The 19,712-nt window shown below is 63.7% G+C and carries 19 protein-coding genes; 17 read left to right on the top strand and 2 right to left on the bottom strand.

Annotated features, from left to right (window positions below; genetic code table 11):
• The first annotated feature begins 25 nt into the window (after window positions 1-25).
• Complete coding sequence (locus LB547_RS07465; RefSeq protein WP_181165225.1) at window positions 26-298, top strand: hypothetical protein; 273 nt, start codon at window positions 26-28, stop codon at window positions 296-298.
• A 108-nt stretch (window positions 299-406) separates the two neighbouring features.
• On the opposite strand, the gene LB547_RS07470 is transcribed toward LB547_RS07465, so the two are convergent.
• Window positions 407-2,875: a membrane-bound PQQ-dependent dehydrogenase, glucose/quinate/shikimate family gene (locus LB547_RS07470; RefSeq protein ID WP_140759955.1), complete on the bottom strand. Its 2,469-nt coding sequence runs from the start codon at window positions 2,873-2,875 to the stop codon at window positions 407-409.
• A 195-nt stretch (window positions 2,876-3,070) separates the two neighbouring features.
• Here LB547_RS07470 and LB547_RS07475 point away from each other — a divergent pair, with 195 nt between their 5' ends.
• Genes LB547_RS07475 through LB547_RS07530 form a run of 12 tightly spaced genes read left to right on the top strand, consistent with a single transcriptional unit; the run spans window position 3,071 to window position 14,975 of the window.
• Window positions 3,071-3,727: a cytochrome c3 family protein gene (locus LB547_RS07475; RefSeq protein WP_140522240.1), complete on the top strand. Its 657-nt coding sequence runs from the start codon at window positions 3,071-3,073 to the stop codon at window positions 3,725-3,727.
• Window positions 3,711-6,686: a TAT-variant-translocated molybdopterin oxidoreductase gene (locus LB547_RS07480; RefSeq protein ID WP_140759967.1), complete on the top strand. Its 2,976-nt coding sequence runs from the start codon at window positions 3,711-3,713 to the stop codon at window positions 6,684-6,686. The genes LB547_RS07475 and LB547_RS07480 overlap by 17 nt, the downstream gene beginning before the upstream one ends.
• Window positions 6,679-8,052, top strand: a complete 1,374-nt coding sequence (gene nrfD / locus LB547_RS07485; RefSeq protein ID WP_140518004.1) for an NrfD/PsrC family molybdoenzyme membrane anchor subunit — start codon at window positions 6,679-6,681, stop codon at window positions 8,050-8,052. Before LB547_RS07480 ends, nrfD begins: the two co-directional genes overlap by 8 nt.
• Window positions 8,049-8,576, top strand: a complete 528-nt coding sequence (locus LB547_RS07490) for a DUF3341 domain-containing protein (RefSeq protein WP_140518005.1) — start codon at window positions 8,049-8,051, stop codon at window positions 8,574-8,576. The genes nrfD and LB547_RS07490 overlap by 4 nt, the downstream gene beginning before the upstream one ends.
• Window positions 8,573-9,109 carry a c-type cytochrome gene (locus LB547_RS07495; RefSeq protein ID WP_140556188.1) on the top strand — a complete coding sequence of 179 codons (537 nt, stop codon included), beginning with the start codon at window positions 8,573-8,575 and terminating at the stop codon, window positions 9,107-9,109. The genes LB547_RS07490 and LB547_RS07495 overlap by 4 nt, the downstream gene beginning before the upstream one ends.
• Window positions 9,106-10,239, top strand: a complete 1,134-nt coding sequence (locus LB547_RS07500; protein ID WP_140759973.1) for a hypothetical protein — start codon at window positions 9,106-9,108, stop codon at window positions 10,237-10,239. The genes LB547_RS07495 and LB547_RS07500 overlap by 4 nt, the downstream gene beginning before the upstream one ends.
• Entirely contained in the window at window positions 10,232-10,732 is a 501-nt protein-coding gene (locus LB547_RS07505) for a hypothetical protein (protein WP_140672492.1), read from the top strand. Before LB547_RS07500 ends, LB547_RS07505 begins: the two co-directional genes overlap by 8 nt.
• Entirely contained in the window at window positions 10,729-11,481 is a 753-nt protein-coding gene (locus LB547_RS07510; protein ID WP_140518008.1) for an SCO family protein, read from the top strand. The genes LB547_RS07505 and LB547_RS07510 overlap by 4 nt, the downstream gene beginning before the upstream one ends.
• Complete coding sequence (gene coxB, locus LB547_RS07515) at window positions 11,478-12,437, top strand: cytochrome c oxidase subunit II (protein ID WP_140518009.1); 960 nt, start codon at window positions 11,478-11,480, stop codon at window positions 12,435-12,437. The genes LB547_RS07510 and coxB overlap by 4 nt, the downstream gene beginning before the upstream one ends.
• The gene (ctaD, locus tag LB547_RS07520) at window positions 12,434-14,077 is read left to right on the top strand and encodes a cytochrome c oxidase subunit I (protein WP_140759978.1); all 1,644 of its coding nucleotides are present in this window, start codon (window positions 12,434-12,436) and stop codon (window positions 14,075-14,077) included. The genes coxB and ctaD overlap by 4 nt, the downstream gene beginning before the upstream one ends.
• Entirely contained in the window at window positions 14,074-14,715 is a 642-nt protein-coding gene (locus tag LB547_RS07525) for a cytochrome c oxidase subunit 3 (protein ID WP_140666761.1), read from the top strand. The genes ctaD and LB547_RS07525 overlap by 4 nt, the downstream gene beginning before the upstream one ends.
• A gap of 5 nt (window positions 14,716-14,720) precedes the next feature.
• The gene (locus tag LB547_RS07530) at window positions 14,721-14,975 is read left to right on the top strand and encodes a cytochrome C oxidase subunit IV family protein (RefSeq protein WP_140522223.1); all 255 of its coding nucleotides are present in this window, start codon (window positions 14,721-14,723) and stop codon (window positions 14,973-14,975) included.
• 28 nt (window positions 14,976-15,003) lie between these two features.
• Here the strand turns inward: LB547_RS07530 and LB547_RS07535 are convergent, their stop codons facing one another.
• Entirely contained in the window at window positions 15,004-15,441 is a 438-nt protein-coding gene (locus LB547_RS07535; protein WP_140759983.1) for a GFA family protein, read from the bottom strand.
• 232 nt (window positions 15,442-15,673) lie between these two features.
• Here LB547_RS07535 and LB547_RS07540 point away from each other — a divergent pair, with 232 nt between their 5' ends.
• The 4 genes from LB547_RS07540 (at window position 15,674) to LB547_RS07555 (ending at window position 19,632) form a co-directional block, all read left to right on the top strand.
• Window positions 15,674-15,982 (top strand): hypothetical protein, encoded by a 309-nt coding sequence (locus tag LB547_RS07540; RefSeq protein ID WP_140522219.1) that lies wholly within the window; start codon window positions 15,674-15,676, stop codon window positions 15,980-15,982.
• 100 nt (window positions 15,983-16,082) lie between these two features.
• Window positions 16,083-17,618 (top strand): sugar ABC transporter ATP-binding protein, encoded by a 1,536-nt coding sequence (locus LB547_RS07545; RefSeq protein WP_140556178.1) that lies wholly within the window; start codon window positions 16,083-16,085, stop codon window positions 17,616-17,618.
• A complete protein-coding gene (locus tag LB547_RS07550; protein ID WP_140759989.1) occupies window positions 17,615-18,607 on the top strand; it encodes an ABC transporter permease in 993 nt (330 codons plus the stop codon). Before LB547_RS07545 ends, LB547_RS07550 begins: the two co-directional genes overlap by 4 nt.
• Window positions 18,604-19,632, top strand: a complete 1,029-nt coding sequence (locus LB547_RS07555) for an ABC transporter permease (RefSeq protein ID WP_181177976.1) — start codon at window positions 18,604-18,606, stop codon at window positions 19,630-19,632. The genes LB547_RS07550 and LB547_RS07555 overlap by 4 nt, the downstream gene beginning before the upstream one ends.
• The last annotated feature ends 80 nt before the right edge of the window (window positions 19,633-19,712 follow it).

A 19,712-nucleotide genomic window follows, 5' to 3' on the forward strand; every position in this document is an offset into this window, starting at 1 on the left:
GTAGGGTTGGTGCGGCAAAGGCCGCGTGCTGGAAGGACGTAAATCAACGGACCCGCGTCCGAAAAAGTTCCTGTTTCAGATTGAGCGTTTGTGGCCGGCCGCGCTAGGCGAAGTGCAGCAGCATCATCACCAGCACGATGCCGACAAGTCCCGCAATGAAGACGATACGGCGCGTTCGCGTTCGCAGGATAATCTCGCCTTGCCGCGCATCCTCTGCGGAAAAACAGGCCCCTCCTTGTCGGGATCGTTGCTCATGAGCTGCTCCTTCCGACGAATTTGGAGTGTCTCAGGCAGCTAAACCTGCTCATCCCGGCAAGGTTCCCCAGAAATCACGGGGGCTGACGGCCGGGGTCACGCTTTGCCAGCCGACAAGCGCAAGCCAGTCCGGGCCACGCCGGGAGCGCCATCAGTCGGCCGGCAACGCATAGGCGATCACGTCGTCGCCGACCTTCGTCTCCATGAAATGATGACCGCCGGGCGCGATGACGACATATTGCCGGCCGCCGACCTCATAGGTCATCGGGGTGGTCTGGCCGCCAGCGGGCAGATCCGTCTGCCAGACCACCTTGCCGGTCTTGATGTCGATGGCGCGCAGCTTGTCGTCCGTCGCCGCCGCGATGAAGATCAGGCCGCCGGCGGTCACGAGCGGCCCGCCATTGTTTGGCGTGCCGATATCCAGCGGCAGCATGGACGGGATGCGCCAAGGGCCATTCTCGACCGCCTCGCCGAGCGGCTTGTCCCAGAGCGTCTTGCCTGTCTTCAGCTCGATGGCACGGATATGGCCGTAAGGCGGCTCGGAACAAAGCAGCCCCGTCGAGAGGCGCCAGCCCGCGTTGACGGCAATGGCGTAGGGCGAACCCATCTGCGGGTCACCCATGTCCTTGGCCCTTTTCGAAGCGCCGCCCTGTTCGATCGACCTGAAGCCTATCTGGTCCGCCTTTTGGCGCGGTATCAACTGATCATAGTTGGGCATGTCGTTGTAATTGGCGACCAGGATGCCGGCGTCGGTGTCGACGGCAACGCTTCCCCAGTCGGAGCCGCCATTGTAGCCGGGATATTCGATGAAAGGCTTGTCCACCGTGGGGGGCGTATATTCGCCCTGGTAGGAAGCCTGCCGGAACTGGATGCGGCAGTAGAGCTGGTCGAGCGGACTCATGCCCCACATATCCTTCTCGGTCAGCACAGGCTGGTCGAGATGGGCATAGCCGGAATAAGGCTGCGTCCTGGACAATTTCTCTGGTTCGACGCCGCCCGACGGCACCGGCCGTTCTTCGACCGGGAACAGCGATTTTCCGGTCTTGCGATCGAGCACATAGATCTGGCCCTGCTTGCTGGGCACGATGATTGCGGGAACCTTTCCGTCGGTAGACGGAATATCGACGAGCGTCGGCTGCGAACCGAGGTCATAGTCCCAAAGGTCGTGATGGACGGTCTGAAAATGCCAGACCGGCTTGCCCGTCGTGACATCGATGGCGACGATTGAGGAATTGTATTGGTTTTCGAAGTCCTTGCGATCGACACCGTAATAGTCGACGGCGGCGTTGCCGAGCGGCAGGAAGACGTAGCCGAGCTGCGGATCGGCGGCGGCTACGGTCCACATGTTCGGCGTGCCGCGCGTGTAGGTATCGCCCTGGGGCGGTGCGCCCGTGCGGTCCGGATGGCCCATGTCCCAAGCCCAGACCAGTCTCCCCGACATCACGTCATAGCCGCGCACGACGCCTGACGGCGCATCCTCGGCCTGGCCGTCCAGTACCTGGGCGCCAAGCACGGCAATGCCGCGCACGACGGTCGGAGGCGCCGTCACCGAATACCAGCCGGGCACGGTCTTGCCGAGCCCCTGGGTGAGATCGACGACGCCCTGCTGGCCGAAATCGCCACATGCCTTTCCGGTCCTGGCGTCGATGGCAATCAGCCTTGCATCGAGCGTGCCCCACAGGATGCGTGTTGCGCATGGTCGATCGGCGCTTGCGCCTGGAACGGCGTAGTAGGCGACGCCCCGGCAACTGGCGCCGTATGGGATGGCGGCGTCGGATACCTTCGGATCATAGCGCCACTCCTCCTTGCCGGTTGCCGCGTTGGCCGAGATGACGATGCCCTTGGCCGAACATGCAAACAGGTGCCCGTCCACTTCGAGGGGGGTGTTTTCCGGGGAGTATTTGTCGGTCGCCGCCTTGCTTGGCATATCGCCCGTGTGGAAATCCCAAACTTTGGTCAGCTTCGCGACGTTGTCGGCGGTGATCTGTTTGAGAGGCGAATAGCGGGTGGCAAGTTCCGAGCCGCCATAGACGGGCCAATTCGGTCCAGCCTGGTGTATCGCGACATCGGGCTGAGGGCTGACCGGAGACTGACCAGATGCGCTTCCTGCGGCGGGTGGCGTGACCGGGGCAACCGGGGATGCCTCCTGGGATTGTGCCGAGGGCGTGAAATGCTGAAGCCCGATCGCGCAGCCGACAATGAAAAGGGCAGCGGATGCGGTCGCGCAGCCGCGGTCGCGAACCCGTTTCGCGTGCCCGGCGCGAAAGGCAGGCAAGGTCAAAAGAACGAAGATCAGGGTGACCGTCGGCGCGAGCACCCGGGGCATCAACCCCCAGCCGTCCATGCCAACTTCCCAATAAGCCCAGGCGAGCGTCGCGATCCAGGTCAGGACGTAGAGCCAGACTCCGGCGGCATTGCCGCTCAAAAGCAAAACACCCGCCGCCAGGAGAGCCACTCCGGTGGGCAAATAGTACCAGGAGCCGCCCAGCGCGACGAGCCAGGCGCCGCCTGCGCCGATCAGCAGACCAAGTATTGCCAGCAGCACACCCACGAACATAGTCCACCAGAAGGCGACGCCGGAGCGACGCCTGTCCGCGAGATTCGGATTGGCAGAAGTCATGACAGCATTTCCATTACGACAGGCTCATGATTGTTTCGAACGCTGGCCGTCCCGCATGGTTGCGATCGGCCGCGGTTTTCGAGGGTGCTCCCAACTCACCATTTTGTGAGCATTCCGCGCCGACGGAACCTTTGTCGCTTTGCCGCCGTTAGGCGCTCGATCCAAAAGCTTGTTCCAAGCGAAAAATCGGCGAGGATGCCGCAGGTCTTTTCCAGCAACGCCAATGGGATTGCCCGCTTCTTTCTGTGGGGTGTTTGCTGTTTCGCGCTTCTGGCGGCCGTCGGCGGCACGGCGTTTTTGCGTTCAGGGTTCGTTACCGGCGTGGGGCAACCGGTGGCTCAGGCCGTTCCGTTCAGCCACAAGCATCATGTCGGCGATATCGGACTGGACTGTCGTTATTGCCACAACGGGGTCGAGACATCAGCCTCGGCGGGGCTGCCGGCGACAGAAGTGTGCATGACCTGTCATTCGCAGCTCTTCACCAATGCCGAGATGTTGGCGCCGGTGCGCGCAAGTCTCGCCTCGGGACAGCCGCTGCAATGGCAGCGGGTCAATTCGGTGCCGGATTTCGTTTACTTCAACCACTCCATCCATATCGCCAAGGGCATCGCCTGCGAGACCTGCCATGGCGCGGTCGACGAGATGCCGCTGACGCGACGGGCGCATTCATTGTCGATGGAATGGTGCCTTGGCTGCCACCGCGACCCCGGTCCCAACCTTCGCCCGCCGCAAGCCGTTTTCCTGATGCACTGGAAGCCGCCTAACGACATCGAGCAGATCCGGCGTTCCCTGATCAGCGTGCTCGACATTCATCCCGAGACCATGACGGATTGCTATGTCTGCCACCGTTGACCGAAATCCGGCTTTCGATCTTGCGGCATTGCGGGTCGCCGCGGCGGGGCGCGAGCCATGGCGAAGCATGGACGAACTGGCTGACACGGCGGAGTTCCAGCGCTTTGTGGAGGCGGAATTCCCCGCGATGGCCGATCCCCTTCAGCCTGGCTTCGACCGGCGCACCGTCCTGAAACTGATGGGTGCATCGCTGTCGCTGGCCGGACTGGCCGCCTGCAGCGAGGCCGAGAGCATCGTGCCTTATGTCCGCCAGCCGGAGAACATCATTCCCGGCCGGCCGCTCTACTACGCGACAGCCCTCTCCAGCGACGGCTACGGCATCGGAGCCGTGATCGAGAGCCATGAGGGCCGGCCGACAAAGGTCGAGGGTAACCCGGATCATCCGGCATCGCGCGGCGCCACCGATGCCGTTATGCAGGCGGCGGTGTTGTCGCTGTTCGATCCCGAGCGATCTCGCACGCCGCTCAAGCTGGGCGAGCCCGCAAGTTACGATGAGTTCCTGAAAGATATCGCCGAACTGGCTGGTGGATTCCTCGCTTCAGGCGGGCAAGGGCTGGCATTGCTGCTCGAGGCGACGACATCGCCGACGACGAAGGCGCAGATCGCGGCGCTGAGGGTGCGCTATCCCAGACTTCGCGTCTTCCGCCACGATCCGCTTGCGGCCAATTCCGGTGAACAGGCAACGGGTACATTGTTCGGCAGGCCGTTGACGGCGATCTACCGTTTCGACCGCGCCGATGTGATCGTCAGCCTGGATGCCGATTTCCTGGGCGATGGGCCGGGGCGCCTGGCCTATGCTCGTGATTTCGCGCAGCGGCGGCGGGTGCGCAAATCGACGGACACGATGAGTCGCCTCTATGTCGTCGAGACGACTCCCACCATCACGGGTGCTGCCGCCGACCATCGCCGAGCTATCAGGTCAAGCGCCGTCGCAAGCGTTGCGGCGGCGATCAAGGCCGCCCTCGATGGCGACAATGCCGCGGCCGGCTTGTCGCCGCTCGATCCGGAGTGGATAAGGGCGCTTGCCGATGATCTGCACAGTGCCGGCCGCAATGCGCTTGTGGTGGCCGGAGCGCACCAGGCACCGATCGTGCATGCCTTGGCCCTAGCGATGAATGCCAGGCTTGGTGCCCTTGGCAACACGCTGCAATTGATCGAGCCGCCTGATGCCATGCCGGTGGATGGCGATCTTGCCACGCTCTGCCGGGCCATCACGGATGGTTCGATCGACAAGACCGTCGTGCTCGGCGCCAATCCCTTGCACACGGCGCCATCGGACATCGATGCGCGGAAGGCTCTTTCGAGCCTGAAGCTTCTTGTCCACTGGGGACTCTACCGCGATGAGACGGCGTTTCTGGCTCGCTGGCATATCCCAGCCGCGCACGAGTTGGAGAGCTGGAGCGATATCCGGGCCTATGACGGTACGGTCTCGATCGTGCAGCCGCTCATAGAGCCTCTGTTCGGTGGCAAGAGCCTGCATCAGTTGCTTGCCGCGCTGGGCGGTGAATTCGGCCCCAATGCGCAGGCACCGGTGCGCCGGACGTGGGCCGCCATGGACGAGGTGGCCTGGCGCAAGGCGCTGCGCGAGGGCATCGTGCCGAACACTGCTGCTGGTCCCGCTGCCGTTTCGGCACCGCCGGATAGCGATGGCTCGGCACCCAATGCCGCCACCAAGGGGTTGGAGGTTCGCTTCGTCGCCGATCCCTGGCTTCGCGACGGCCGCCACGCCAATTCATCCTGGCTTCAGGAATTGCCCCGGCCGTTAAGCAAGCTCGTCTGGGGCAATGCGGCGCTGGTCTCGCCAGCCACCGCGCAGCGCCTGAGGCTCGAAAACGGGCAGGTGGTCAACCTGGCGCGGGACGGCAGGACGCTGGACGCACCCGTCTGGATCACGCCGGGACAGCCTGACGACACAGTGACGCTGTCGCTCGGTTTTGGACGCAAGGCCGGCTCGGTGGCGGCACTCGCGGGCGGCTACGATGCCTTCGCGATCCGGACCAGCGATGCGCCATGGTTTGCCGACGATGTCGTCCTGAGCCCGCGCGGCGGTTCGGCGCGTGTAGTCACGACCCAACATCATCAAGCGATGGAGGGCAGGGCGATCATCCGCCATGCTTCGCTCGATGCGTTCAGGGCAAATCCCCATTTCGTGCGCGACCACGCGCCCCCAGCGCCCGTGGAATCGCTCTACCCCGACTGGAGCTACGACCAGGAAGCCTGGGGCATGTCGATAGACCTGTCGGCCTGCATCGGCTGCATGGCCTGCGTGTCGGCCTGTCAGGCCGAGAACAACATCGCAACGGTGGGGCCGGACGAGGCGGCACTCGGACACGAAATGCACTGGCTGCGCGTCGACCGCTACTATGCGGGCGGGATCGACGATCCGGACATGTTCTTCCAGCCAGTGCCGTGCATGCATTGCGAGAAGGCCCCCTGCGAGGTCGTCTGTCCGGTCAATGCGACCATCCATACGCATGATGGTCTGAACGCGCAGGTGTACAACCGCTGCATCGGCACGCGCTACTGTTCGCAGAACTGTCCCTACAAGGTGCGGCGGTTCAATTTCCTGGAGTACCAGGAGTTCGACAATGACAGCGCGGGACCGGAGCAGGCCGTCCACAATCCCGATGTCACCGTGCGTTCGCGCGGCGTCATGGAAAAATGCAGCTACTGCGTACAGCGCATTTCGCAAAAACGGATCCGCGCCCAGATCGAGAACCGGGAGATCGAGGACGGTGAGATCGTCACCGCCTGCCAGCAGGCGTGCCCGACAAAAGCCATCACCTTCGGCGATCTCAACAGGAAGGATTCGCAGGTCGTCCAGGAAAAGGCCTCGCCACACAATTACGCGCTGCTCGAAGAACTGAACACAAGACCGCGCACCACCTATCTGGGCAAGGTCAGCAACCCTAACGACAGGCTCGCCGCGACATCCGGCTCGGAGGGCGGCGATGGCTGACGTGGCCGCCCGCAGGACGAGCAAAGGCATGACACCTGTGCTGCGCGGGCGTCACGATTTTCCAGAGATCAGCGGCCGTATCAGCGCGGTGGTCCTGCAAGGGAAGTTGCCGCGGTTCTTCTGGTCGGCGTTCTTCGTCTGCTTCGCATTCGTATTGCTGTTCCTCTATTCCATCACCTACCTGGTCTCGGTCGGCGTTGGCGCCTATGGGGTCAACATTCCCGTGGTCTGGGGCACGATGATCTCGAGTTTCGTGTGGTGGATCGGCATTGGCCATGCCGGTACGCTGATCTCAGCGGTGCTGCTGCTGCTGCGCCAGCCCTGGCGCGCCTCGATCAACCGCTTCGCCGAGGCGATGACGCTGTTTGCCGTGGCGATGGCCGGCCTCTACCCTATCCTGCATCTTGGCCGGCCGTGGTTCTTCTATTGGCTCCTGCCCCTGCCCAACACCCACATGCATTGGCCACAATGGCGCAGCCCGCTGGTCTGGGACTTCGCCGCGATTTCCACCTACGCCACCGTCTCGCTGCTGTTCTGGTACACGGGATTGCTGCCTGATCTCGGCGTGCTGCGCGACCGGGCGAAGTCGCGTGGCGGGCAACTTTTCTACGGCGTCCTCGCGCTGGGCTGGCGCGGCTCGGCCTATCATTGGGCGCGCTATCGGACGGTCTATTTCCTGATGGCGGCACTCGCAACACCGCTGGTCGTTTCGGTTCATTCGATCGTCGCTCTCGATTTCACCTTCGCCATCACGCCGGGCTTCCATTCGACGATCTTTCCGCCCTATTTCGTCGCCGGCGCGCTCCTCTCCGGCTTCGCCATGGTGCTGACCATAGCCATTCCCTTGCGCTGGGCATTCGCTGTGGAAGACCTGATCACGCCGCGCCACATGGACAACGCCGCCAAACTGATGATCGCGGCCGGCATGGTCGTCATTTACGGCTATGCATCGGAAGCGTTCTTCTCCTGGTATTCGGGTGAGCCTTACGAGCGCGCGATGATGGTCCAGCGCGCCGTCGGCCCTTATGCGCCGCTGTTCTGGACCATGCTCTTCTGCAATTGCGCGGTGCTGCAACTGCTTTGGTTTCGCCGTGTGCGATCCAATATGCCGCTGCTGTTTTCGATCGCTCTGGTCATCAACATCGGCATGTGGCTGGAGCGCTACATCATCGTGGTGACCGGCCCGAGCCGCGACTACCTGCCGTCGTCCTGGGGCGAGCAGTCGCTGACCTGGCTCGATTTCGGCATCCTGTTCGGATCGATCGGCACCTTCTTCGCGCTGGTCTTCCTGTTTATCCGCATCCTGCCGGCGATAACCATCTTCGAGGTCGAGGAACTGGCCGAGCAGAAAGGCGGCGCGGCATGAGCGTCCATGGCGTCATCGCGGCTTTCGCCGATCCGGATGCGCTGACCAGGGCGGCGCAAGCGATGCGCGACAAGGGGTACCGGCATATGGATGCGTTCTCGCCGTTCGAGGTGCACGGCCTGACAGACATATTGGGCATGCGAAAGACACGGCTGCCATGGGTCATGCTGGCGGGTGGCGTCGCCGGCGGCGTGCTGGTCTATGCATTGATCCTTTATTCCGTCGAGATCGACTATCCGGTCAATGTCGGCGGCCGGCCGCTGCATTCCTGGCCGCCGTTCACGGTCATCGCCTTCGAAGCCGCGATCCTGGCCAGCGTGTTTGCCGGCTTCTTCGGCATGCTGGCCGAGAACCGGCTGCCGCAATATTATCACCCCGTCTTCAACGCCGAGAGCTTCACCTACGCGAGCGGCGGCAAGTTCTACCTGCTGATCGAGGCCACCGACCCGAAATACCGCAAGGGCGTCACCAAGGGGCAGCTGACACGGCTTGGCGCCGAGACGGTCGAAGAGGTGGCGATATGAACCCGCGGCTGCTTTTGCCGGTTTGCCTGCTCCTCGGCGCCTGCAAGCAGGACATGGCCGACCAGCCTCGCTACGATCCGCTCGAAAACAGCAGAGAGTTCGCCGACGGCATGTCGGCAAGGACACCGGTCGAAGGCACGGTGACGCGTGACGCCGACCTGGCGGCGACGCCGGACAAATTCCCGTACCCGATCACCATGGCACTGCTTCAGCGTGGGCAGCAGCGCTTCGACATATTCTGCTCTCCCTGCCACGGCCGCACCGGCGACGGGCACGGGATGGTGGTCAGGCGTGGTTTCCCGCCGCCTCCGACCTACCATCAAGATGCGCTGCGCAAGGCGCCGGACCGGCATTTCTACGACGTCATCACCGACGGTTACGGTGCAATGTATCCCTATGCCGCGCGTGTCGAGCCGCGGGACCGCTGGGCGATCGTGGCCTATATCCGGGCGCTGCAATATTCGCGACATGCTGCGGCCGGCACGCTGCCCGAGTCCCTTCGCGCGAAACTCGACGCCGAGGCGGCACGATGAAGCGCGCCGCCCGGCCCGACGGCCATCTCGTCCTGCTGCTCGCAGCGGCCGCCGCGGGGCTCTGTCTGTGCGCGGCCGGGCTGCTCGTCGCCGCGCGCGCGACACTGGCCGGCTGGCTGACGATGGTGGTGTTCCTGCTCGGATTGCCGCTCGGCGCAATGACCCTGGTCATGGTGCACGGGCTGACCGGCGGGCGCTGGGGCGACGCGTTGCGGCCGCCGCTGCGCGCGGCCGTCGCGACCTTGCCTGTCGCGCTGCTGTTGATGCTGCCGGTGCTTGCGCGGCTCGATCTGGTCTTTCCCTGGGCAGGGGCCGACCCGGCGGCGCTGACGGAAGCGGTGCGCCAGAAACTGACCTATCTCAACGTACCATTCTTCGTCGTTCGTTTCATCGCCTGTGCTCTCGTCTGGCTGGCGCTGGCCTGGCTTGTACTTGGCTGGACGGCGCCCGGTTCTGCCGCAAGCAGGACCGGCGGCGGCTACGCCATCGGGCTCGTCGCGCACGGCTTTGCCGTGACGGTGTTTGCCATCGATTGGATGATGTCGATAGAGCCGGATTTTTACTCCACCATCTATGCGATGCTCGAAGCGGCGGCCGAGGTCGTCGGCGTGTGCGGGCTGGCGCTGGCGGTGCTTTCGGCGGGCCGTGCGATCGAGTCGGCGCCGGGTGGCGAGGAGGACGTGGCGCTCGGCGAAGACCTCGCCAACATGATGTTCGGCTTCATGCTCATCTGGGCGTATCTGGCATTCATGCAGTGGCTGGTCGTCTGGGGCGGCGACCTGCCCGACGAAATCCATTGGTATGTCATCCGTGGTCGAAATGGCTGGCAGTATCTGCTTTGGCTGCTGATCGCGCTGCAATTTGCCTTGCCCTTCGCCGGTTTCCTGAACCGCTCCGTCAAGCGCAGCCGCGTTGGCCTGATAGGGCTCGGCGCGTTCCTGCTGGCCGGACATTTCGCCGATGTCGCCTGGCGCGTCCGGCCGGCTTTGTCCGCCCTCGGTGCAGGAGTGTCGTGGCCGGACCTCGCGGCAATGGTCGGCGCGGGCGGCATCTGGTTCGGGTGCTTCATCTATATCTGGACCAGGCCTGATCGCATCGTCGTCTGGCGCGGGAGGCTGGCCCGTGGCTAAGGTCGTGCGTCATCCCGAAACACGCGATGTCTGGCCGAGGGCGCTCGTGCTCATTGGCCTCGGCCTGCTTGTCTTCCTGGCGCTCGCCGCGCTTGGGCTGAGACTGATTTTCGATACGGCCCCGTTCTGGCCACTTGCGGGCACGCAGATGAACGGCAGCGCCGCAGGTCCCGCCTTGCAGGATTTCCCCGGGGCCGATCTTGCCGTGTTCCGTCAGCAGGAAGATCGTGAACTCGGCATGCTTGCATGGGTCGACCGCAATGGTGGCATCGCGCGCATTCCGATCGACGACGCCATGAAGCTGATCGCCGCGCAGGGACTGCCGGAGGCGGTAACGCCCGCTGCGGCCGGTGAGGACTGCGCCTTGCTCGAAGGCCAGGTTCCGCGCGCGCCGCAGGCCGGCATTTGCCGCGCCCGAGCGGACGCGGCGCAGCCAAACGCCAGGGCGCCGCAGCAGGGCCAGGCCGCACCGGCCATGGGGGCGAGGCCATGAGGCGTTTGGTCCTGCCGCTCGTGCTCCTGGCTGCAATGACCGCCAGCGTGCGCGCGCGGCCGGTTTTCGAACCGCAGATCGGCGCGCAGCTCAGCCTCGACACAGTCTTCCGCGAGGCTTCGGGCGGACGGCAGACGCTTTCCGGCATTCTCGGCGGGCGGCCGGCGCTGCTCATCTTCGGTTACGACAAATGCCCCAACCTCTGCGGCGTGACCCAGCAGGCGGTTGCCTCGGATCTGAACAAGACCGGCCTCGATCCCGCGACCTACCACGCTCTCTTCGTCTCGATAGATGCTTCCGAGACCGTCGCGGATGCGGCGTCCATCCAAGCCGAAGTCGGGCGGTCCGCCGGTCAGGCAGGGTTGTCCGCGTGGCGCTTCTTGACCAGCGAGGATGGCGCTGGCGCCGCCCTTGCCGTGGAGGCCGGCATCACATTCGACCGGCGCGACCGGATCTCGCAATATGTCCACCCGATCGCGGTCATCGCGCTGACGCCGCAAGGCCGCATCGCGCAAGTACTTCCGGCGCTGAGTTTCGAGCCGCGAGATCTCAGGCTTGCCCTGGTCGAGGCGTCGGCCGGGCGGCTTGGCTCCATCGCCGATCACGTCTTTCTGCTGTGTGCCGGCTTCGATGCATCAAAGGGCCAGTACACGCCAGCGGTCTGGGCAGTCGTGAAGGTGACTGGCATGGCGACGCTGCTTGGCCTTGGCGCCACCATCCTCGTTCTGTCGCGAAGGAGGCCGATTTGACGTTCGGCATCCCTTTTACGCCGCCGCAGGCCTCCTCGATTGCCGGCAGTGTCGACGCCCTGTTCTACGTGCTGCTTGCCTTCACCGTCGCGCTGGGCGTCTTCCTGACCAGCCTGGTCGTTTTCTACGCCATCAAATATCGCGCCGGCTCCAAGGTGGAGCGAACGGGGGAGCGTGCGCGCAGCACGCCGCTCGAGGTGACCTGGACAGTCGCCAGCCTGCTGATCGCTTTCACCATCTTCGGATGGGGAGCCGTGCTGTTCCTGCGCCGCGAACACCCGCCCCTTGACGCACTCGAGATCGCCGGCCTTGGCAAGCAATGGATGTGGGAGTTCCGTCATCCTGGCGGCCAGCGTGAAATCAACGAACTGCATGTGCCGGTCGGCAAGGCGGTGATCGTGTCGCTGGCATCGCAGGACGTGATCCACTCATTCTTCGTACCTGCCTTCCGGGTCAAGCAGGACGCGGTGCCGGGGCGCACCACGCATGTCTGGTTCATCGCCAGCGAGCCCGGGCGGTATCATTTGTTCTGCGCGCAATATTGCGGCACCCAGCATTCGGAGATGGGCGGCTGGGTGACCGTGATGCCGCCGCAAGAATATGCGGCGTGGCTGGGCAACCAGGGCCAGGGTGAAACGCTTGCGGCCGACGGCGAAAAACTCTTCCGCGCGCTCGGCTGCTCCGGCTGCCATGGCAATTCCAGCAAGGTGAGGGCGCCGGATCTGGCTGGGGTCTTCGGACGGCCGGTGGCCTTGGACAATCAACAGACCGTCATTGCCGACGACCGCTATTTGCGCGATTCCATCCTCAATCCGAAGAAGGAGATCGCCGCCGGGTATGAACCCGTGATGCCGAGCTTTGACGGCCTTGTCGACGAGCAGGAGCTACAGATGCTGCTGGCATATCTCAAATCCCTGTCGCCGCGAGCAACCAGGGAAAGCGGGGCGACCCAATGAGCAGGCAAGCCTTGGCGCCTTCGAGCTATCTGCATGGGGAGGCCGGACCTGCCGCCTGGCTCTTGACCACCGACCACAAGCGCGTCGCCTGGCTCTACCTGATGTCGCTGACGGCGTTCTTTTTTCTTGGCGGTGCCTTTGCCGTGATGATCCGGATCGAACTCGCGTCGCCTGCGGGCGATCTGGTGTCGGACGATGTCTATAACAGGCTGTTTTCCCTGCATGGCATCATCATGGTGTGGTTCTTCCTGGTGCCGTCGATCCCCGCGACGCTCGGCAATTTCCTGCTGCCGCTGATGATCGGCGCGCGCGATCTCGCTTTTCCGCGGCTCAATCTCGCCAGCTGGTACGTGTTCATCTTCGGCAGCGCCTTTGCCCTGGCCGCGGTGCTCGCCGGCGGTGTCGACACGGGTTGGACCTTCTACACGCCGCTCTCGACGCTCTATGCCAACGGCTTCGTTTCGATGGCCGCGCTGGGTGTCTTCATCGTCGGCTTCTCGACGATCATGACCGGCATCAACTTCATCGTCACCGTCCACACGTTACGCGCGCCGGGGCTGACCTGGTTCAGACTGCCGATCTTCGTCTGGACGATGTATGCGACCGCGCTGGTCATGGTGCTGGCGACGCCGGTGCTGGCCGCCTCGCTGATCCTGATCGTGCTGGAGCGTGCCTTCGGTATCGGCATCTTCAATCCCGCGCTGGGCGGCGACCCGCTGCTGTTCCAGCATCTGTTCTGGTTCTACTCACATCCCGCGGTCTACATCATGATCCTGCCCGGCATGGGCGTGGTTTCCGAAGTGCTGCCCTGCTTCAGCAAGCGCCCGCTGTTCGGCTACAAGGCGGTGGCGATGTCTTCGATGGCGATTGCCGTGTTCGGCTTCCTGGTCTGGGGTCACCATATGTTCGTATCAGGCCAGTCGGCCTATGCCGGCATCGTGTTCTCGTTCCTGTCGTTCTGCGTCGCGATCCCCTCGGCGATAAAGGTGTTCAACTGGACGCTGACGCTGCGCAAGGGCGAAATCACTTTCGAGACGCCCATGCTTTATGCGCTGTTTTTCCTGGCGCTGTTCACTTTCGGGGGGCTGGCCGGCCTGTTCCTGGCCGCTCTCGCCGTCGACGTCCACGTTCATGACACCTATTTCGTCGTGGCGCATTTCCATTACATCATGGTCGGCGGCATGGTGACGGCCTACATGGCGGGGTTGCATTTCTGGTGGCCGAAGATCACCGGCCGCGTCTATTCCGAAACCTGGGGCCGTATCGCCGCGACCGTGACCTTCCTCGGCTTCAACCTGACTTTCTTCCCGCAATTCGTGCTCGGTTTTCTCGGCATGCCGCGGCGCTATCACACCTATCCGCCGGAGTTTCAGTTCTGGCACGTATTGTCCTCGGCCGGCGCGGTCGTTCTGGCCGTCGGCTATCTTATGCCGCTGCTCTATCTCGGCTGGTCGCTGTTTCGCGGGACGCGGGCGCCGGCCAACCCGTGGGGCGCGACCGGCCTTGAATGGCAGACGGCTTCGCCGCCGCCCCCGCATAATTTCGACACCATGCCCGTGGTCAGGCGGCCGGCCTATGACTATGCCATGGAAGGCCTGAGGCACGAGACGTTCAGCCCGCACAGGGACGAAGCCTCATGAGCGGGCCGACCGAAAGCATTGCCTTCGATACACGGGCCCGCGAGAAGGCGGCCGATGCGTTCGGCATGTGGATTTTCATCGGCTCCGAGGCGATGCTGTTCGGCGCGATCGTGCTGGTGTTCCTCTACGCCCGATTGAGCTATGGCGCGGCATTCGCCGCGGCGTCGCAACATCTGTCATTGCCGCTCGGCACGCTGAATACGGCGGTTCTGATCACCAGCAGCTTCGCGATGGCGCTTGCCCATATGTTCACGGCTGCCCGGCGTTGGCGGCCCGCCCTCTGGGCCTTGATGTCCACGAGCCTGCTTGGCTGCATCTTTCTGGTGATCAAGGCCGTCGAATACAGCAAGGAATTCAGCGAGGGCCTGGCGCCGGTGCTCGGCGCGCCGTTCCGCTTCGCAGGCCCAGATCCGGCCCATGCCGAATTCTTCTTCGCGCTCTATTTCGCCATGACATCGCTGCACGCGCTGCATCTGATAGGCGGCATCGCGGTGATTGCCGGCATGCTGTTGCTCTGGCCGAGGACCGCGCAGGCGAGCCGGGCGCGCCGCGTGCAGGCGATCGGACTCTACTGGCATTTCGTCGACATCGTCTGGGTGTTCCTGTTCCCGGTCCTCTATCTGATCAACCGGGCCTGACGACGATGAGCGACCTCGCCAAGCTCACATTCGCCTATCTCGCGCTGCTCGCCTTGCTGGCGCTTACCGTCGGCTCTTCGTTTGTCGACCTCGGTGGGTTCAATTCCGCGATCAACCTTGCCGCGGCGGCTGCCAAGACAGTGGTGATCGCGCTGCTGTTCATGCATCTGGCGGGCGAGGGCATCCTCCCCAGGCTCGCGGTCGCGGCGGTGGGCCTGTGGCTGGCCATTCTCTTTGGCCTGACCCTGATCGGGCAATAGCCTGCGGGGCCTAGTGTGGCGCGCGTCATCAACGTTCGCGCGGATTGCCCAAGGCTGGATCGCGGCGCCTCGTGTAGCCGTCGACGCGGGGCAAGCCGTCGGCCATGTCGATGAATGGCAGGCGCATATCCCAATAGGCCTGTGCCTGAGGCGGAAACCGCTCCGGCGCGTCCATGAAGCCGATCGAGACATAGAGTTCGTCACGCAGGCCTTCGTCGGCATAGAAGATCGAGGTACCGCAATCGGCGCAGAAGGAGCGGACGACTCCCTTCGTCTTCGAAAAGGTCTTAGGCTTCCCGGCGGTCAGCTTGACCTGGTGCGGACGATAGCCGATCCAGATGGTCATCGGTCCGCCGATCGCCCGCCGGCAATCGTCGTCATGGTCGAAGCAGATCCAGAAGGGCTCTCCTTCCATCACCGCCGTGACGGCACCGCAGAAACAATGTCCGCGCTCGATGCGAGCCATGTTGCTGCCCGTTGTCAGAGACTGTCGGTCGTCAGGACGGCGCTTCCGCTGCGGTCGAGCATGAATTTTCTCCGAAGCTGTTGGGGGATCTGATCCTGCGGGGTCAACGCAGCGCCGCCAAATTGGTTTCCGGCCATAGGAGCGGCGGCGGATTCAAATCTGCGCTTCCGGCCTAGCCGCTGGAACCTGCCGGTCGAAACCAGGTTATGACTGTGCCAAAGGAGGACCGGCCATGACTGGAAGCGAAAATCGCCGCGAGACTGGTGCCACCAAATATCCGGCCAGGAGCGACGGCGATCCCGCCGATTCATTCTCCCAGGACGCCGCAGGCAACAAGCCGCCGGCGTCCGGGCAAGGCCTGACGCGCCCTTCAGGCGAGGTGAATGAGAAAACGCATCAGTCCGAGGGGCAGAATCCATCCCGGCGGGCGCCCCCCGACCAGCCGCCCAGAAAAGGCGCCGGCTCAGCCACTTCTGAGCACTCAAAAGACGGCCAAGTGCCGCCCGGAGGCCGGGAGCCTGGTGCGTTCGACAAGGAATGAACGATTCACAATTGACAAGCCGGCGGCGCTTGTGGATTAGTGAGAACGTTCTCAGAGAACGTTCTCACCGCTGCGGCGGACTTACCTTTTGGGAGGAGGTATGGGTACCGACGAGATCCGGCTGGCTGTTCGCATCGCGAATATTGCAAAATCCTACGGACCCACAGTCGCACTCGATTCCGTCTCCATTGATCTGCGGCCAGGGGAAGTCCATGCGCTGTTGGGCGAGAACGGCGCCGGCAAATCGACGCTCGTGAAAATCCTCAGCGGCGTCGTGACGCCTGACGGCGGATCCATGTCGATCTTCGGCAAGCCTTATGCGCCGCATGGCATCATCGATGCGCGGGCGCAGGGCGTGGCGACGGCCTTTCAGGAACTCAGCCTGCTGCCGAATCTCAGCATCGCCGAGAATCTCGTGCTGCCGAAAATGCCGAAGGGCAAGCTAGGTCTCGTTTCGCGCCGCACCGCCACGGCATCAGCTGGCAAGGTTCTTAACGACTACGCTCTCTCCCACTTTGATCCTGACACGCCCGTCGGCGTGCTTTCGCTTTCGGATCGTCAGCGGCTTGAGATCGTGCGCGCCTTCACCCATGCCTCGAAGCTCTTGATCCTCGATGAGCCGACGGCCGCGCTGGCGGACGTCGAATGGCTGTTTGAGCTCGTGCGCCGGCAGAAGAACCTGCAGACCGCCATCCTCTACATTTCCCACCGCCTCGGCGAGGTGCGCACCCTGTGTTCGCGCGCCACCATCCTGCGCAATGGCCGCAGCATCGGCACCGTCGAGTTGTCCGGCGCTTCGGACGAGAACATTTTCGAGATGATGGTCGGCCGAAGCGCGCGTGAGACGACCGCCTCGCAGCCTTTGGTCGCCGACACCGCGCCCGTCGCGCTCAGCGTTCGGGGCCTCTCCGGCGGCATTTTGCGCGACGTGTCGTTTGATGTCAGGCGAGGTGAGATCGTCGGCATCGCCGCGCTCGAGGGGCAGGGCCAACGCGACCTGTTCAGGACGATGATCGGCCTCTCCAAGGCGAAAAGCGGCGGCATCGAGATCGACGGCGTGCCCGCCCAGATCGCCAGCCCGGGCGCCGCGCTCCATTTCGGCAACGGCCTTGCCTACCTGCCGGAGGACCGCAAGTCGGAAGGGATTTTCGCCGGCCTCAGCACCGCCAGCAACATGGTGTTGCCTATCATTTCGCGTATCGCGCAGGGTGGCGTCGTCTGGCCGGCCAGCGAGCGTCGCATTGCGAAAAAAACCGCTGAGGCGGTCGAACTGCAGGAGCGCTATCTGCAGTTCAAGATCGATGAGCTTTCCGGTGGCAACCAGCAGAAGGCGCTTCTGGCGCGCGTCATGATGACGGGTGCGCGCACTCTACTGCTTTTCGATCCGACGCGTGGAGTCGATGTCGGAACCAAGCAGTCGATCTACGAGGCGATCCGGAAGTTCGCTGCCGATGGCGGCTCGGTGCTCTTTTACTCGTCCGAACTGCCGGAACTCGTCCATCTCGCGCATCGCTGCATGGTGCTCTATGGCGGCCGCGTCTTCGCCGAATATCAGGGCGATGCCATCGATGAGCCGACTATCGTCGGCGCGCTGATCGGCCACGCTGCGGGCGCGGTGAATGGAGTGGCCGCATGACCGCGGTCCAGGCAAATCCCGCGCCCCGCCGCTCCGCGTTATGGAGGGCTGTCATCAGCGGCACCGGCATCGTGGCGATAATCTATGTCCTGCTTTATGCGCTCTACGCGTTCTGGCAACCGGATGCGCTTTCGGTCTACACCTTCACCGACCTCGTCAACAACTCGACGCCATTGGCGCTCGCGGCAGCGGGCGAGACGCTGGTCGTCATCAGCCGCGGCTTCGACTTGTCCGTCGCAGGCGTCGTCTCGCTGACCAATGTGCTGATGGCGGTCTATCCGTTCGGTGGTCCGGGCGGTGCGCTGGCCAGCCTCCTGATGTGCTGTGCGATCGGCGGTGCCGTCGGCGCAATCAACGGCATTCTCGTGGCCAGGCTTGGACTGCAGACCATCGCGGCGACGCTCGGCACGATGATCGTCTGCCAGGGACTTGCGCTGGTTATCCTGGACGCGCCTGGCGGTATGGTTGCCGACTTCGTCACCTATACGCTGACCGACACCCTGTTCGGTATCATCCCGATCGCCGGGCTGTTTCTGGTTGCCGCCATCGCGCTTTGGCTTGCCTTCCGGCGGACCAATACCGGGATCGGCCTCTATGCGATCGGCGCCGACGAGCAGTCGGCTCGCTTCTCCGGCGTGCCCGTGGCAGGGGTACGCATCACGGCCTTTGTCGGCGCCGGCATCCTCTACGGCGTCGCCGGCTTCATGCTGAGCGCCCAGACGGCGACAGGAAATCCGACAGCCGGCACGCCATTCCTGATGCTCACCTTTGCCGCGGTGGCGCTCGGCGGCACGCCGTTGAGCGGCGGCCGAGGCAGCCTCGTTGGCTCGATCCTCGGCGCCGGTACGCTGATGCTTTTGCAGAAGGTGCTTTTCTCGGGTGGGGTCTCGTCCTTCTACACCGGCATATTCCAAGGTTTCGTGCTGGTGCTTGCGATCGTGTTCGGCAGCGCCGTGGCGCGCCTGCTCAAGAAGGAAGAGATCCGGTGAGCGCGCATAAGGACGTCGCAACGCGTTTCGAGGCCAATTCCGACCGGCGCGGCAGGCAAAGGCTCGACCGGGAGGTGGTGAATACGTTTGTGGTGTTTGGGCTGAGTGTCGTGCTTGTGGTGTGCTCGCGCTTCATCAGTCCGGCGCTGGGTTCCTGGGATCAGGTGCTGACGGTTCTTATCCTCGCGTCCTTCCTGATCGTGTTGTCGTTCGGGCAAGGGCTCGTCATCCTGATCGGCGGGCTCGACCTATCGGTCCCCGCCCTCATCACGCTCGGCGGCGTGTTGACGACGACTTGGATTGGTAGCGGCAACGCCGGCATCTGGTACATGCTGCCGGCCATTCTGGTCATTTGCGCGCTGGTCGGCACGATCAGCGGACTGGGAATTGTCTGGCTGAAGGTTCCTCCCTTCATCATGACCATGGCGACCTCGATCGTCGTGGCTTCGGTGGCGCTGGGCTATACCAGCGGGACGCCGCGCGGCGGTTCCCCGTCCGTCTTGCTATGGCTGATGAAGGAATGGTTCCTCGGCGTGCCGCTGGTCATCTACTTCACCGTCGTTTTCATCCTGTTCGGCTGGTTCTTGCAGAACTTCACTGCGCTCGGCCGCCGGCTCTACGCCCTTGGCACCAACAGGAACGCCGCCCTTATCGCCGGCGTCGCTGTCAATCGGCTCGAGCTCGCCCCCTATGCGATCAGTGCCACCTGCGCAGGGTTCGTCGGCATGATGCTGGTGGGCTATTCGAACGGGGCGACGCTGAGGATGGGTGACAGCTACATGCTGCCTTCCATCGCTGCCGTCGTGGTCGGCGGCTCCTCGATCCTCGGCGGCAGCGGAACTTTCATCGGGACGGTCGGCGGCGCAATTCTTCTGACGACGCTTGGCACCGTTATCTCCGCCATCGGCCTCAACGAAGGATGGCGCACCGTCATAGAGGGCGCAATCATTGTCGCCGCCCTGCTGGTGCTGCGCGGTGAATTCCTGGCCGATCTCGGAAATCGAATGCTGACGCGGAGGAAGTGACCATGCCTGTGCGTGAAATGCGTTTGTCCAATTGTGAGAACGTTCTCACAAGCTCTGGTCCGGCACCTGCAAGGGCCAAA

The organism is Mesorhizobium sp. B264B1B, assembly GCF_020165765.1.
GTDB lineage: Bacteria > Pseudomonadota > Alphaproteobacteria > Rhizobiales > Rhizobiaceae > Mesorhizobium.

Bases quoted from the DNA above. Each gene is read 5' to 3' on its own strand.
- LB547_RS07500 (WP_140759973.1), top strand. From the start codon at position 9,106: ATGAAGCGCGCCGCCCGGCCCGACGGCCATCTCGTCCTGCTGCTCGCA.
- LB547_RS07495 (WP_140556188.1), top strand. From the start codon at position 8,573: ATGAACCCGCGGCTGCTTTTGCCGGTTTGCCTGCTCCTCGGCGCCTGC.
- ctaD (WP_140759978.1), top strand. From the start codon at position 12,434: ATGAGCAGGCAAGCCTTGGCGCCTTCGAGCTATCTGCATGGGGAGGCC.
- nrfD (WP_140518004.1), top strand. From the start codon at position 6,679: ATGGCTGACGTGGCCGCCCGCAGGACGAGCAAAGGCATGACACCTGTG.
- LB547_RS07525 (WP_140666761.1), top strand. From the start codon at position 14,074: ATGAGCGGGCCGACCGAAAGCATTGCCTTCGATACACGGGCCCGCGAG.
- LB547_RS07470 (WP_140759955.1), bottom strand. From the start codon at position 2,875: ATGACTTCTGCCAATCCGAATCTCGCGGACAGGCGTCGCTCCGGCGTC.
- LB547_RS07475 (WP_140522240.1), top strand. From the start codon at position 3,071: ATGCCGCAGGTCTTTTCCAGCAACGCCAATGGGATTGCCCGCTTCTTT.
- LB547_RS07480 (WP_140759967.1), top strand. From the start codon at position 3,711: ATGTCTGCCACCGTTGACCGAAATCCGGCTTTCGATCTTGCGGCATTG.
- LB547_RS07535 (WP_140759983.1), bottom strand. From the start codon at position 15,441: ATGGCTCGCATCGAGCGCGGACATTGTTTCTGCGGTGCCGTCACGGCG.
- LB547_RS07550 (WP_140759989.1), top strand. From the start codon at position 17,615: ATGACCGCGGTCCAGGCAAATCCCGCGCCCCGCCGCTCCGCGTTATGG.
- LB547_RS07540 (WP_140522219.1), top strand. From the start codon at position 15,674: ATGACTGGAAGCGAAAATCGCCGCGAGACTGGTGCCACCAAATATCCG.
- LB547_RS07545 (WP_140556178.1), top strand. From the start codon at position 16,083: ATGGGTACCGACGAGATCCGGCTGGCTGTTCGCATCGCGAATATTGCA.
- LB547_RS07530 (WP_140522223.1), top strand. From the start codon at position 14,721: ATGAGCGACCTCGCCAAGCTCACATTCGCCTATCTCGCGCTGCTCGCC.
- LB547_RS07510 (WP_140518008.1), top strand. From the start codon at position 10,729: ATGAGGCGTTTGGTCCTGCCGCTCGTGCTCCTGGCTGCAATGACCGCC.
- LB547_RS07490 (WP_140518005.1), top strand. From the start codon at position 8,049: ATGAGCGTCCATGGCGTCATCGCGGCTTTCGCCGATCCGGATGCGCTG.